15 protein-coding genes and 1 pseudogene are annotated in these 13,460 nt (G+C 63.7%); 12 read left to right on the top strand and 4 right to left on the bottom strand.

The window, feature by feature from the left end:
* The 12 genes and pseudogenes from tuf to rpsQ all read left to right on the top strand — a co-directional run.
* Nucleotides 1–186 (top strand): annotated as a pseudogene (tuf, locus tag HD883_RS27305) (elongation factor Tu); the annotation flags it as partial.
* Nucleotides 187–286: 100 nt separating this feature from the next.
* A complete protein-coding gene (gene rpsJ, locus HD883_RS27300; protein WP_179590829.1) occupies nucleotides 287–598 on the top strand; it encodes a 30S ribosomal protein S10 in 312 nt (103 codons plus the stop codon).
* A 284-nt stretch (nucleotides 599–882) separates the two neighbouring features.
* Nucleotides 883–1,563, top strand: coding sequence for a 50S ribosomal protein L3 (gene rplC, locus HD883_RS27295; protein WP_179590831.1), 681 nt, complete (start codon nucleotides 883–885; stop codon nucleotides 1,561–1,563).
* 2 nt (nucleotides 1,564–1,565) lie between these two features.
* Nucleotides 1,566–2,186, top strand: a complete 621-nt coding sequence (rplD, locus tag HD883_RS27290; RefSeq protein WP_179590833.1) for a 50S ribosomal protein L4 — start codon at nucleotides 1,566–1,568, stop codon at nucleotides 2,184–2,186.
* On the top strand, nucleotides 2,183–2,485 hold the full coding sequence (rplW, locus tag HD883_RS27285; RefSeq protein WP_179590835.1) for a 50S ribosomal protein L23: 303 nt from the start codon (nucleotides 2,183–2,185) through the stop codon (nucleotides 2,483–2,485). The genes rplD and rplW overlap by 4 nt, the downstream gene beginning before the upstream one ends.
* Nucleotides 2,486–3,313: a 50S ribosomal protein L2 gene (rplB, locus tag HD883_RS27280; protein WP_179590837.1), complete on the top strand. Its 828-nt coding sequence runs from the start codon at nucleotides 2,486–2,488 to the stop codon at nucleotides 3,311–3,313.
* An 11-nt stretch (nucleotides 3,314–3,324) separates the two neighbouring features.
* The gene (rpsS, locus tag HD883_RS27275) at nucleotides 3,325–3,600 is read left to right on the top strand and encodes a 30S ribosomal protein S19 (protein WP_179590839.1); all 276 of its coding nucleotides are present in this window, start codon (nucleotides 3,325–3,327) and stop codon (nucleotides 3,598–3,600) included.
* 8 nt (nucleotides 3,601–3,608) lie between these two features.
* On the top strand, nucleotides 3,609–3,938 hold the full coding sequence (gene rplV, locus HD883_RS27270) for a 50S ribosomal protein L22 (protein WP_179590841.1): 330 nt from the start codon (nucleotides 3,609–3,611) through the stop codon (nucleotides 3,936–3,938).
* A gap of 9 nt (nucleotides 3,939–3,947) precedes the next feature.
* The gene (rpsC, locus tag HD883_RS27265) at nucleotides 3,948–4,826 is read left to right on the top strand and encodes a 30S ribosomal protein S3 (protein WP_179590843.1); all 879 of its coding nucleotides are present in this window, start codon (nucleotides 3,948–3,950) and stop codon (nucleotides 4,824–4,826) included.
* 2 nt (nucleotides 4,827–4,828) lie between these two features.
* Nucleotides 4,829–5,245: a 50S ribosomal protein L16 gene (gene rplP / locus HD883_RS27260; protein ID WP_179590845.1), complete on the top strand. Its 417-nt coding sequence runs from the start codon at nucleotides 4,829–4,831 to the stop codon at nucleotides 5,243–5,245.
* Between the two features lie 10 nt (nucleotides 5,246–5,255).
* Nucleotides 5,256–5,447 carry a 50S ribosomal protein L29 gene (gene rpmC / locus HD883_RS27255; protein ID WP_179590847.1) on the top strand — a complete coding sequence of 64 codons (192 nt, stop codon included), beginning with the start codon at nucleotides 5,256–5,258 and terminating at the stop codon, nucleotides 5,445–5,447.
* Between the two features lie 2 nt (nucleotides 5,448–5,449).
* Nucleotides 5,450–5,713, top strand: coding sequence for a 30S ribosomal protein S17 (rpsQ, locus tag HD883_RS27250; RefSeq protein ID WP_179590849.1), 264 nt, complete (start codon nucleotides 5,450–5,452; stop codon nucleotides 5,711–5,713).
* A gap of 211 nt (nucleotides 5,714–5,924) precedes the next feature.
* Here the strand turns inward: rpsQ and HD883_RS27245 are convergent, their stop codons facing one another.
* The 4 genes from HD883_RS27245 to HD883_RS27230 all read right to left on the bottom strand — a co-directional run bounded on the left by HD883_RS27245 (nucleotide 5,925) and on the right by HD883_RS27230 (nucleotide 13,033).
* Complete coding sequence (locus HD883_RS27245) at nucleotides 5,925–8,795, bottom strand: ATP-binding cassette domain-containing protein (protein WP_179590852.1); 2,871 nt, start codon at nucleotides 8,793–8,795, stop codon at nucleotides 5,925–5,927.
* Nucleotides 8,792–10,966 (bottom strand): cysteine peptidase family C39 domain-containing protein, encoded by a 2,175-nt coding sequence (locus HD883_RS27240; RefSeq protein ID WP_179590853.1) that lies wholly within the window; start codon nucleotides 10,964–10,966, stop codon nucleotides 8,792–8,794. Before HD883_RS27240 ends, HD883_RS27245 begins: the two co-directional genes overlap by 4 nt.
* A complete protein-coding gene (locus HD883_RS27235) occupies nucleotides 10,963–12,243 on the bottom strand; it encodes an NHLP bacteriocin system secretion protein (RefSeq protein WP_179590855.1) in 1,281 nt (426 codons plus the stop codon). Before HD883_RS27235 ends, HD883_RS27240 begins: the two co-directional genes overlap by 4 nt.
* A gap of 196 nt (nucleotides 12,244–12,439) precedes the next feature.
* Nucleotides 12,440–13,033 (bottom strand): hypothetical protein, encoded by a 594-nt coding sequence (locus HD883_RS27230; protein WP_257022732.1) that lies wholly within the window; start codon nucleotides 13,031–13,033, stop codon nucleotides 12,440–12,442.
* Nucleotides 13,034–13,460 lie beyond the last annotated feature (427 nt).

Raw genomic sequence — 13,460 nt, 5'->3', positions numbered from 1 at the left:
CGTACGACTGACGTGACGGGCTCGATCGAGCTGCCGGAAGACAAGGAAATGGTTCTGCCAGGCGACAACGTGTCGATCACGGTCAAGCTGCTGGCTCCCATCGCCATGGAAGAAGGTCTGCGCTTCGCCATCCGTGAAGGCGGTCGTACCGTCGGCGCCGGTGTCGTTGCCACGATCCTGAAGTAAGACTCGGTACTTACGTCCGGAAGGCGCTTCGGCGCTTTCCACCCCAACGCTTCGGAAGGTGCCTCTGGCGTCTTCCACCCTCGCTCTTTAGGAATGTCCCATGAAAAAGCAAAAGATTCGCATCCGCCTCAAGGCTTTCGACTACAAGCTCATCGACCAGTCGGCCGCTGAAATCGTTGAAACCGCGAAGCGGACCGGCGCAGTCGTCCGTGGCCCCGTGCCGCTGCCGACCCGTATCCGCCGGTACGATCTGCTGCGTTCGCCGCACGTCAACAAGACGTCGCGCGATCAGTTCGAGATCCGCACCCATCAACGCCTGATGGACATCGTGGATCCCACGGACAAGACGGTTGACGCGCTGATGCGCCTGGACCTGCCCGCAGGTGTCGACGTCGAAATCGCTCTGAACTAATCGTCTCGTATTTGCACCCCGCCCTTGTATAACGCGCGGGGTGCGCGCTATACTTGCCGGCTTGCCAGTAATTTTTCGCCCAGTCAATGCAGTATCGGGCTGTGACCCGTTCTTGACGGCACTGCTGGTTCTTATTTGCTCAGCTTGAACTTCAGGTTGACGCGTCACTGGCAAGAGTCGCGCTGGCAATCACCTTTGTTTGCTGCACGACCGCACTACCTACCACATTCTGGCGTAATGCCATTTTTAGCCCCGGCCAATCGCAGTCGGGAACGGAGAAAACGATGTCGACCCAATCGACGACCTCCACGCCAGCCGCATTCCGGCTAGGCTTGGTGGGTCGCAAGGTTGGCATGACCCGTATCTTCACGGACGATGGTGAATCCATCCCTGTGACGGTACTGGACGTGTCGAACAACCGTGTGACCCAGGTCAAGTCCCCGCAAGCCGACGGCTACGCAGCCGTCCAGGTCACGTTTGGTACGCGCCGTGCATCGCGCGTCACCAGCCCGCTTACCGGTCACTTCGCGAAAGCGGGTGTCGAAGCAGGCAGCGTGCTCAAAGAATTCCGTCTTGATCCGGCTAAAGCAGCCGAATTCGCTCCAGGCGCCGTTGTCGCTGTCGAGTCCGTGTTCACCGTTGGCCAGAAAGTCGACGTGACCGGTACCACGATCGGTAAGGGCTTCTCGGGCGCGATCAAGCGTCACCACTTCTCGTCGAACCGTGCGTCGCACGGTAACTCGGTTTCGCACAACTCGGCTGGCTCCATCGGTATGGCGCAGGATCCGGGTCGCGTGTTCCCAGGCAAGAAGATGGCAGGTCACCTTGGTGACGTGCAACGCACTGTGCAAAACCTCGAAGTCATTCGTGTGGACGCTGAACGCGGTCTGCTGCTGGTCCGTGGCGCCGTCCCCGGCCACGCCAACGCGAATGTCGTCGTGCGTCCCGCGATCAAAGGAGCCTGATAATGGAACTCAAGCTTCTGAATGATCAGGGCCAGTCGTCCGCAACCGTGAACGCCCCCGATACCATTTTCGGCCGCGAATTCAACGAAGCGCTGGTTCACCAGGTGGTCGTGGCCTATCAGGCCAACGCCCGCAGCGGTAACCGCGCCCAGAAGGACCGCGAGCAAGTCAAGCACACGACCAAGAAGCCGTGGCGCCAGAAGGGTACGGGCCGCGCTCGTGCCGGTATGTCGTCGTCGCCGCTGTGGCGTGGTGGTGGTCGGATTTTCCCGAACTCGCCTGACGAAAACTTCAGCCAGAAGGTCAACAAGAAGATGTATCGCGCCGGTATGCGCTCGATCCTCTCCCAGTTGGCCCGCGAAGATCGTATCGCCATCGTCGATGCGTTTGTGCTCGAGTCGCCCAAGACCAAGTTGGCCGCTGACAAGCTCAAGACGCTCGGTCTGACGTCGGTGCTGATCATTACCGATACGGTTGACGAAAACCTCTACCTGGCCACGCGCAATCTGCCGCACGTCGCCGTGGTCGAGTCCCGTTACGCCGATCCGCTGTCGCTGATCCACTACAACAAAGTGTTGATCACCAAGCCAGCGATCGCTCAGCTCGAGGAGATGCTGGGATGAGCAAGAATGAACGTCTGATGCAAGTCCTGTTGGCCCCGATCGTCTCCGAAAAGAGCACGTTCATTGCCGACAAGAACGAGCAAGTGGCTTTCCGTGTCATCCAAGATGCCACCAAGCCAGAAATCAAGGCTGCCGTCGAACTGCTCTTCAAGGTGCAGGTCGAGTCCGTGCAGGTGCTCAATACCAAGGGCAAAGTCAAGCGCTTTGGCCGTTTCATGGGTCGTCGCCGGAACGAAAGAAAGGCGTACGTGTCGTTGAAGCCAGGTCAGGAAATCGACTTTGCGCAGGAGGTGAAGTAAATGCCCCTCGTTAAGCTAAAGCCGACTTCCGCCGGCCGTCGCGGCATGGTCAAGGTGGTTCATCCCCACCTGTTCAAGGGCCGCCCGCTTGACGCGCTTCTGGAAAAACAGATCCAGAACGCCGGTCGTAACAACAACGGCCACATCACCACGCGTCATCGCGGCGGTGGTCACAAGCAACACTATCGTCTCATCGACTTCAAGCGGACCAAGGACGGGATTCCGGCCAAGGTCGAGCGTATTGAATACGATCCTAACCGCACGGCGCACATCGCTCTGATCTGCTACGCCGACGGCGAGCGTCGCTACATCATTGCGCCACGCGGTCTGGAAGTCGGTGCAACGCTGTTGTCGGGTGTCGAAGCGCCTATCCGCGCCGGCAACACCCTGCCTATCCGCAATATTCCAGTCGGTTCGACGATTCACTGCGTCGAGATGCTGCCTGGCAAGGGCGCACAGATGGTGCGTTCGGCCGGTGCTTCGGCAGTGCTGCTGGCTCGTGAAGGTACCTACGCTCAGGTTCGCCTGCGCTCCGGCGAAGTCCGGAAGGTGCACATCGAGTGCCGCGCTACCATCGGCGAAGTTTCCAACGAAGAGCATGGCCTGCGCCAGATCGGCAAAGCCGGTGCAACGCGTTGGCGTGGTATTCGTCCTACCGTTCGTGGCGTTGCAATGAACCCTGTCGATCATCCCCACGGTGGTGGTGAAGGTCGCACCGGCGAAGCACGCGAACCGGTCAGCCCCTGGGGCACTCCGTCCAAGGGTTTCAAGACCCGCCGCAATAAGCGGACGAGCAATATGATCGTCCAGCGGCGCAAGAAGAAGTAAGCGAGGCAAGCATGTCACGTTCTATCAAGAAAGGACCGTTTGTCGATCTTCACCTTCTCAAGAAGGTCGAGACCGCCACGGCCGGAAAAGACAAACGCCCAATCAAGACCTGGTCGCGCCGTTCCACGATCCTGCCCGATTTCATCGGGCTCACGATCGCTGTGCACAATGGCCGTCAGCACGTTCCCGTGTACGTCAACGAGAACATGGTTGGTCACAAGCTCGGTGAGTTCGCGCTGACCCGTACGTTCAAGGGCCACGCTGCGGACAAAAAGGCCAAGAGGTAATCGGGGCTATGGAAACCACAGCAAAACTGCGCGGCGTCCGCGTCTCGGCCCAGAAGGCTCGACTGGTTGCGGACATGGTCCGCGGCAAGTCGGTCGCTCAGGCCATCAACATCCTGACGTTCACGCCCAAGAAGTCCGCCGGCATCATCAAGAAAGTGGTCGAATCCGCTATCGCGAATGCCGAGCACAATGACGGCGCCGACATTGACGAACTGAAGGTCAAGACCATCATCGTCGACAAGGGTACTTCGCTCAAGCGTTTCGACGCTCGTGCGAAGGGCCGCGGCGTCAAGATCGAGAAGCAGACCTGCCACATCGTGGTCACGGTCGGCAACTAAGGAGCCACGATGGGACAGAAGATTCATCCAACCGGGTTCCGACTCGCGGTCAGCCGTAATTGGTCCTCCCGTTGGTTCGCCAACGGCAGCAACTACGCCGTCATGCTCGCGGAAGACATCAAGGTTCGCGAATACCTGAAGAAGAAGCTGAAAGGCGCTTCCGTCGGTCGCGTGATCATCGAGCGTCCTGCCAAGAATGCCCGCGTCACCATCTACTCGGCTCGTCCGGGCGTGGTGATCGGCAAGAAGGGCGAGGACATCGAAATCCTGAAGGCCGATCTGCAGCGTCTGATGGGCGTGCCTGTGCACGTCAACATCGAAGAAATCCGCAAGCCGGAAATCGACGCTCAACTGATCGCCGACTCGATCTCGCAACAGCTCGAAAAGCGCATCATGTTCCGCCGCGCGATGAAACGCGCCATGCAGAATGCGATGCGTCTGGGTGCCCAGGGCATCAAGATCATGAGCGCCGGTCGTCTGAACGGCATCGAAATCGCCCGTACCGAGTGGTATCGCGAAGGCCGTGTGCCGTTGCACACCCTGCGCGCGAACATCGACTACGGCACTTCGGAAGCCGGCACGACCTACGGCCTGATCGGCATCAAGGTTTGGGTGTACAAGGGCGATACCCTTGGTACAGCCGAACAGAATGCCGTGCCGGAAGCGAGCAAGGACGATGAGCGCAAGCCGCGTCGTGGTCCCCGCAATGACCGCAACGAGCGTCCGGGCAATCGTCCTGGCGCCCCGCGTGGTCGCGGTGGCCGCAAGCCTGAAGGTGACGGAGCAGTTGCTGCTGCCGCACCGGACGCTGGCGCTGCTGCCAAGCGCGCGCCGCGCAAGCCGGCTGATGCAGCCGCGCCTGCCGCGCCTGCCAAAGACGGAGAATAAAGATGCTGCAGCCTTCACGCAGAAAATACCGCAAGGAACAAAAGGGCCGTAATACCGGATTGGCCACGCGCGGCGCTAACGTGTCGTTCGGCGAATTCGGTCTCAAGGCCACGGGCCGCGGTCGCTTGACGGCGCGTCAGATCGAAGCGGCTCGCCGCGCGATCTCGCGTCACATCAAGCGCGGCGGCCGGATCTGGATCCGGATTTTCCCAGACAAGCCAATTTCGCAGAAACCTGCTGAAGTTCGGATGGGTAACGGTAAAGGTAACCCTGAGTACTGGGTTGCCGAGATCCAGCCGGGCAAAGTGCTCTATGAGATGGACGGTGTGAACGAAGAACTGGCGCGCGAGGCTTTCCGCCTGGCAGCCGCCAAGCTTCCGATCTCGACCACCTTCGTTACGCGCCACATCGGCTCGTAAGGGGATAGGAATGAAAGCAAGCGAATTCCGTTCGAAAGACGAAGCAGAGCTCACGAAAGAGCTCGAAGGTCTGCTCCGGGCCCAGTTCAGTCTGCGTATGCAGATGGCTACCCAGCAGCTTTCCAATAGCAGCCAGCTACGCAAAGTACGGCGCGACATCGCGCGTGTACGGACCGTGCAGCGCGAAAAGGCCGGGAAGTAATCATGAGCGAAGCAAAACTGAAGCGTGCTCTGACGGGCCGTGTGACGAGCGACAAGATGAACAAAACCGTGACCGTGCTGGTCGAGCGGCGCGTCAAGCACCCGCTGTACGGCAAGATCATCGTGCGTTCGAACAAGTACCACGCACACGACGAAACGAACCAGTACAAGACCGGTGACCTGGTCGAGATTTCGGAAACACGTCCGATCTCGAAGACCAAGGCATGGACTGTGGTTCGCCTGTTGGAAGCCGCACGGATCGTCTGATCCTGCGGTGACCGGGCGGCGCAAGCCGCTGGTCAACAAGCACTAGGAACGCGGAAGTACGGCCTGCAGGCAACTGCAGGAAGTGCTTCCGCGTTTTTTTTCTTCCGTGGAGGTTGATGCCGCCAGCCTTGTCAGCCTTGTCGGCGTTGTCGGCCGTGACGGCGAGTGTCGACAGGCGCCAGCAGAAGACCGTATTCCGGCCTTCCGCCGGTTACGCCTGGGCCAGCTTGGCGAAGGCGCCGTCCAGCGCCATCAGTTCGTCGTAGCTGCCTGCTTCGGCGATCTTGCCCTGGTCCAGCACGAGGATGCGATCGGCCTGCCGGATCGTGCTGATGCGGTGCGCAATCACGATGCGGGTCGACGACAGGCCAAGTATGGTCCGCATGGCGATCGCCTGGGTGGTGTTGTCCAGCGCGCTGGTGGCTTCGTCCAGGATCAGGATGGGCGGCTGCTGCACAAAGGCACGCGCCAGGGCCAGCCGCTGCACCTGTCCACCCGACAGCGTGCGGGTCGCGTCGTGCAGCAGCGTGTGGATCCCCATCGGCATGGCCGCAACGTCTTCGGCTACGGCCGCCTGTGCCAGCGCCCGCCACACGTCGTCCACCGTGGCGTTTGACGTTCCCCGAACGATCTCGAACAAGGTGCCTGGCGGCAGCGTGCCGTCCTGCAGCACCACGCCTACTTGCGTGCGGTAGGCGGCGGGGTGCATGGACCGGAGGTCCTGGCCATCGACATACACCGCGCCGGATGACGGCGTTTCCAGCCCGAGCGCCAGCCGCACCAGGGTCGATTTGCCGCAGCCCGATGGGCCGACGATGGCGATCATCTCGCCCGGCGCAGCCTTGAAGCTCAAGCCGCCAAAAACCACCGTGCCGTCGCTGCCATAACGGAACTGGACATTGGAAAACTCCAGCGCGCCCGTCAGTTCGCCGGGGTCGCTGCGTCCAGCGGTGGGTTCAGGCTGCTTTTCCAGCAGCGGCAACGCATATTTCCAGCTGGGCGCCAGCATCCATACCGACAGGAATCCGGCCGTCAGCTGGCCCACCGCCGACAGCAGGATGGCAAATGCCGTCAGCGTGGCGACGACCTTGGCGACCGGCAGGGCGCTCGCGGCGTCGCCCTGGTTGAGCATATGGACCACGGCGAACAGCACCGCGGCGGATAGCAAGGACAGCGCCGTCAGGGCCGCCTCGTACGCGTTCATCACACGCCGCGCCTTGACCATGCGCCGGCGCATGGCGGCAAAGCGGTCGCCCCAGCGCGTGACCGCGCGGTCTTCGGCGCCCGCCGACCGCAGCTTGACCAGCCCGTTGATCATCTGCACGAACAGGCTGTCGGCCAGGCCTTCCAGCTGTTCGCCATTCAGGTAGGCCCGCGCCTGCAGATAGCCCGCCAAGGCGCCAATGCCCACCTGCACGATCACCAGCCCCAAGGCCACCAACGCAATCAGGGGATGATTCAGCAGCAAGGTGATCAGGCTGGACACCATCATGCCCAGGCTGCCCGCTGCGGTGAACAGGAAGATCTGCACCCCCGTCGGCACCGAGATCGCCGACCCGGCGCGCCCCACCAGCTCGGCGCTGCCCTGCGTGCGGAAGTAGCTGAGCGGCAGACTGGCAATGCGGTCCCAGACCACGCGGTACAGTTCGCCATTGCTGCGCGCCTGCACCCGTTGCTTGGCGATTTCGCCGCCCACCTGCAGCAGGTAGCCCACCACGCCGATCATGACGATGGCGACGCCCACCTGGGCGAGCTGGCTCGTCATGGCCGACGGGGCCAGCACGCCCAGAATGAATCCGGTGGCCATGGGCAGCACCTGGGCCAGCAGACTGCCCACCAGCATGGTCGCAAAGAATCCCAGCAGATCGCCCCGGCTGCCTTTCAAACTGTCAAAGAACAGGTTGGCAAAAGAAGCCTTGCCGGGCCGCTGCGGCTTGAACAGCGTCCAGACCGACGGCGACAGCTCGGCCGCGGTGGCCGCGGTCACGCGGCGCATGCTGCCGTGGCGGTCGACTTCATCGTAGTGACCGCCCCGGAACAGCAGCGCCACCGGCTCACCGGTCAGGCGCTCCGCCAGGAAGGCGCCGCCATCGGCCCGCCACCACGCGTCCTTGAGCCGCGCGGGCTGCAAGCGGATCTTGGACGCCCGGGCAATCTCCTGCGCCGTCGCCGGCCGGTCGACCTGGGCCTGCCGGGCGCGCACGGGCGCTTCGATCGCCATATCCAGCGTCTTGCCGATCCGGCGCATCACGTCCAGCAGCGGTTCCGTGCTGGCCACCCCGCTGGGGGGCAGCGGGTTGCCCAGCACGTCGGCAAAGCGGCCGGCGGTGTCGTGTTCGGCATGGCGTTCGGCCGCGCGGCGGGCGGTCAGGCGGTTGAACTCGTCCGCTTCCCCCAGGCCCCGCACCAGCGGCAACAGTTCGACAATGGCTTCGTGGAAGACATCAAGCCGTTCATGCCAGTCATCGCCGGCCAGCCCGTCCTGCCAGCTGAAGGTTTCAACCGGCGCGTCGGCATCCAGCACCAGCCAACTGCTGGCCGTCAGCGGCACCAGGCCGGACGGCAGCGTTTCCAGGCCCAGCAGGCGGCTGCTGCCGTGTACGCGCGCCCACATGCTGTGGCCGTGGGTGCCCACCACGGCACCGGCCTGCGCGACGGCAAAAGGTTGTTCGGGCGATACCACCACGTCGGCGCGCGGCTTGGGTTCAATCACCCGTGCCACCCCGGCAATTACCGCGGCGATCCAGGTGTCCAGGCCGTCGGCAAAGGCGTCGGACGGTTGCGCCACGGCCCACGAACGGCCAGGCAGGCGGAACACGTGCGTGTCGCGGGTCCGGACGGCAATCAGGGTTTCGTCGCCGAAGAAGCTGGTACCCACACCGAACAGCAGGCCGCCCGCGCCGATGCGGGCAATGGGACGGCGGGCAATGGCGTCGACCGCCGATGCCGCAAAGATGCGCACTTCGCCCGTGGCGACCACAAAACAGTCGCCAACCGTATCCAATGCGAAGGTGGCGGCCGTGATTTCGTGCGGCGCCGGTTCGTCCGGCGAGTCCGCAGGGGGCAAGGGCCGGGCGCTCATGCTTCCACCTCGGTCATCAGGGTGCGGAAAGGGCCATCCGTGGCAATCAGAACATCGGGGTCGCCCTGCTGCACGATGCGGCCTTTTTCCAGGACGATCACTTCGTCGCAATCCCGCACGGCGGTCAGTCGGTGAGCGATCACCACCAGCGTCGCGCCCATGCCGCGCAGGTGGCGGAACAGCATCGCTTCGGTGTCGCTGTCCAGCGCCGCGGTGGCCTCGTCCAGGATCAGCAGGCGCGGGTCGCGCACCAGCGCGCGTGTCAGTTCCAGCCGGGCGCGCTGCCCGCCAGACAAGTCGGTGCCGCCCTCGGCCACGGCGGCGCCGTAGCCCCCAGGCCGTTGCAGGATGGTGTCGTGAATCAGGGCCAGGCGCGCGGCCGCAATCAGGCGGTCATCGGGCAGGCTCGGGTCCCACAGGCTGATGTTGTCGCGGACCGTGCCCTGAAAGATGGCCGACCGCTGGTCGACATACGCCAATGCCTGGCGAAAGGCCGCGCGCGGCATCTCGGCGATATTGCGATCGTCGATCAGGATCTCGCCCTGGTTGGGTTGCAGCAGGCCGGCCAGCAAGGATGCCAGCGTCGATTTGCCAGACCCCGATGCGCCCACGATGCCCAGCCGCCGCCCGGGCGCCAGGGTGAACGAAATGCCGTCCAGCAGCGGTGCGACGCCCGGCGAATAGGAAAATGACAGGTTGCGCACTTCCAGCTTGCCGGCCGGCCGGGCCTTGCCGCCGTCACCCGCAGGCCGGTCGGTAAATTCGGTCGCCAGCGGGTGCTGCATCGTGTCGTTCACCATCTGCAGGTAGGCCTGGCCATCCTGGATCTTGCTGCCCAGCTGCACCAGTTGGCCGACCGGCGCCATGAACCCGGCCATCAGCGCCTGGAAGGCCACCAGCATGCCGATCGTCAGGTCACCGGCCACCACCATATTGCCGCCCAGCACCAGCACGATGCCGCCGGCCGCCGTCGCGACCAGCCGGGGCAGGGCGGTCAGGCGCACCTGCCGGGTCGCCAGCGCCTGCCGCAGGTTCATCACCCGGGCGTTCATCGATACCAGCCGGCCGCGCAAATGATCTTCGGTGCCGTTGGCCTTGTAGCCTTCCACCATCTGCAACCCCTGCTTGGCAAAGCCGGTCTGCATCGTGAGGGCCGACAGCAGCCGCCGGTTGTCATCGGCCAGCGCGCGCGACAGCAGCGACAGAATGCCCAGGCTCACCAGGGCGAACAGCAGCACGACGGCGGCCAGCCGCGGCGCATACCAGGTCATCGCCGCCAGGTAGGCCGACGCGGTGATCAGGTTGAACAGCACCAGGCCGATATCGCCCGCAGCCAGCTGGGCGATACGGTCGTTGAGCATGACCCGGCTCGACACGTCGCCTGGGTGCCGCTGCGCAAAGTAGGCCATCGGCAGCCGCACCACGTGATTCACGAAACGGAGCGCGCCCAGCAGCGCCACCCGCGTTTCGAAGCGCAGCATGGCGTCGCGCTGCAGCCAGACGAGCAGGCCATGCACCACCGCGCAGATGCCCATGCCGGCCAGCAACGGCACCAGCCAACTGTCGAAACGATTGACCAGCACCTGGTCCACGAAGACCTGCGTAAAGACTGGCACCAGCAGACCCGGCACGATGAGTACGGCCGACAGCGCCAGCACAAAGGCCAGCGCGCCGCGTGTGCCCTGCATGCGGCTTTCCAGCGCGCGGCGGATCGATGGCTTGTGGCCTGACGGCACAAAGTCCGGCCCGGGCGTCAGCGTCAGCACGATGCCCGTGAAGTTGCGGTCGAACTCCTCGTTCGATACGGTGCGGGGGCCCTGCGCGGGATCATTCAGGTAAACCACCCCGCGCCCGACGCCTTCGACCACCAGAAAGTGATTCATGCCCCAGTGGACGATGGCCGGCATGGGGTTGGTGCGCAAATGGGCCGGCTCCATCCGCTGGGCCGCCACCTGCATGCCGTGGTGACGCGCGGCGCGCACGATCGCCGCGGCCGAACTGCCGTCGCGCGACACATTGCACGCGACCCGCAGTTCTTCCAGCGTGACCCAGCGCCCGAAATGCGCCAGCACGATGCCCAGGGCCGCGGCGCCGCATTCGGCCGCTTCCATCTGCAGGACGGTGGGGGTGCGCCGCCGCCGGGAAAGCCCCGACCCCAAGGCACGGGTCAAGGCTGCGCTGCCTGGCCACGATCCTGCAGGGCAGGAATGGCAACGGCAATCAGCGGCATGCTCCGCACCGTAAAACGGATGTCCGCCAGCGTGCCGCTATCCACCTTCAGGGCGCGCGCCCGCTGCGACGACCACACCGGGGTGGTCGGGTCGCCCGGCTCGGTTTCCAGTTCCACTTCCACTTCGAACGGTGTGCGCAGCCCGCTCATGAAGGTCTCGACCAGGCGGTCGTTCTGCAGCACCCGCGCCATGCTCGCGCTGCTGGCCGGCACATCGGCCACGCGCACCACGCGGCCGCGCATGAAGCCTTCTTCTTCGCGCCGGCTGGTGGACGGCGACACTTCCGCCGGCATGCCCACCTTGATCTTCTTGCCATCGGCTGCCGTCACGTACACGACCACCATCGGCACGCCGGCCCGCGCCGCGCCCTGGCGTTCCAGGGTCAGGATCGGGGTGCCCGGCTGCACGATCTGGCCCACGTTCGCCTTGGTGGCGATGACCTTGCCGGCAAACGGCGACAGCACCGCGTCCATGCGCGTCAGTTGTTCCCGCAGCGCCTGCACGCCGCGCGACGCATTGGTCACCTTCTGGTCGGCCTCGAGCAGCGCGCGCTGGTCCGCGCTGCGCCGCACTTCGGCCTCGGCCTGCATCTTGTTGCGTTCGTCTTCGGCATCGGCGATCTGGCTGGTCAGCGTCAGCAGGTCCTGGCTGGCCGACAGCGCATGATCCCGGGTCACGAAGCCCTTGGTGACCAGGCCGCCCATCACGTCGGCCCGTTCGCGCAGCACGGCTTCCCGCTTGCGCAGCGCATCGATCCGCCCGTTCAACGACACCAGGCGCGCCGATTCGAACCCGCCCCGCGCACCGGTATCGCGCCCCTGCAGGTCGATCACCTGGCGGCGCAGCTTTTCGGCGTCCTGCAGTTCGCCTTGCGCCAGCGTCAGCTTGAGCCGGACTTCCGGCTGTTCGACCCGCGCAATCAGGTCACCCACCTTGACCACGTCGCCCGGCTTGGCCGTAATCGCCTGCAGACGGCCATTGGCTTCGGAAAAAATGTCCGTGACCCCGCCCGGCGCCAGCAGGATGCCCTGGCCCGAGACGGCCACGGGAATGGTGAAGAAGAAGCTCCACGCCAGGGCGCCCGCGACCAGCAGCGCCAGCACGGCGCCGGCGACCCACAGGCGCGGCCGCATGATCCTTAATGAATCGTCGAACGCCGTGTTTTCGATGACGGCATTTGCCGCGGCGGCGCGGAACAACGATTCGCGTTGGGTCATGCCTGTCTGCTAGGAAGGGTGCGGAGGAAGGGGAGGATGCTGTCTGAACCGCAGACAGCAGCAAACCGCGGGTAACTCGTTACCCGCGTTTCTTCTGCCGCGGTCGGATCGACCGCGGCCAGGGCAGTTTGCCAGATTCGCTGCCGGTTTCCTACATGCACGCAGTGTTGTGCAGATAAGCAACCGACGGAGGGCTTCAGCGCATGTTGCCGATGATCGAACTGCGGCTTTCCTGCATCTTCTTGACGAAGTTGGTCATCAGGTCGAAGGCTTCGTTGCGCTTGTTCGACAGGGACTGCAGGCGGAGCATGTCCATCTGCTGGGAATTGCTCATGGAATCCAGCTGGGATTTGGTGCCCGACAACAGGGACTCGACTTCGCCCTTGGTCAGCCCGTCTTTTTCTTGTTCCGTGATATTCACGCCGTGATCTTTCAACGACGTAAGCGTGCTATTGATCAGCGCGGTCTTGGCATCGCCGGTCAGATGTGCGCCCAGTTGGGTGCTGTCGCTGTCGCCCGAATGGAACGACGAGGCAGCCGAGTTCAGCGTTCCCACCGCCTGGTTCAAGTGCGAGATCGTATCGTTCCTGCCCTGCACCGCAGCGATCTGATCTTTGAGCTGGGTTTCAAGCAGGGTGGCGCGCTGCGACTGAACCGCCATCATCGCGGTCTCGAGATCCATGCCCTGGATGCTCTGGGCGGTTACGCCCGTGCCGGCGCCACCGATGATCTTGTCCAGATCCTCTTCGGTCAGGTCGATGATGGGCTTCGGGTTGCTGCTGTCAGTCATTGCGGTACTCCTGGTAGAAGTCGGCGCCAAAGTCTCCACCCTGGCAGGGCACCGTCGCATGAACAGACATCGGAAAGCGGTCCCGTCAGTCGGTCAGCGTCAGCGGCGGGTCATTCAGACCGCGCTGCAGAGTCTGCCAGAACGACCTCTCGGCATCTATCGTTTTTGCGGTTGAACCCCCGCTCCGGCAAACTCATCCGTGATTCACCGCAATGTTGTTGCCGCCGCACAAACTATTCGCGCCCCAGCTATTGCCATGCCCGCCAGATCACGTTATATTCATTGGCTTCCTTCTGGTCTGGCGTCACAGCCTCTCTAGGCGGGAACACATCAGGGCAGAAAAGCAGGGGCCAGTGTCTACTGCCAGGTCTTCAGCCCAGCGGTTTCGTCCATGACAGCATGTCCAGACGGTGCCGGTGGTCTACAA

Origin of the sequence: Pigmentiphaga litoralis (assembly GCF_013408655.1) — a bacterium.
In the GTDB taxonomy this organism is placed as follows: Bacteria; Pseudomonadota; Gammaproteobacteria; order Burkholderiales; family Burkholderiaceae_B; genus Pigmentiphaga; species Pigmentiphaga litoralis_A.
This window is presented reverse-complemented; position numbering and strand designations above follow the sequence as displayed.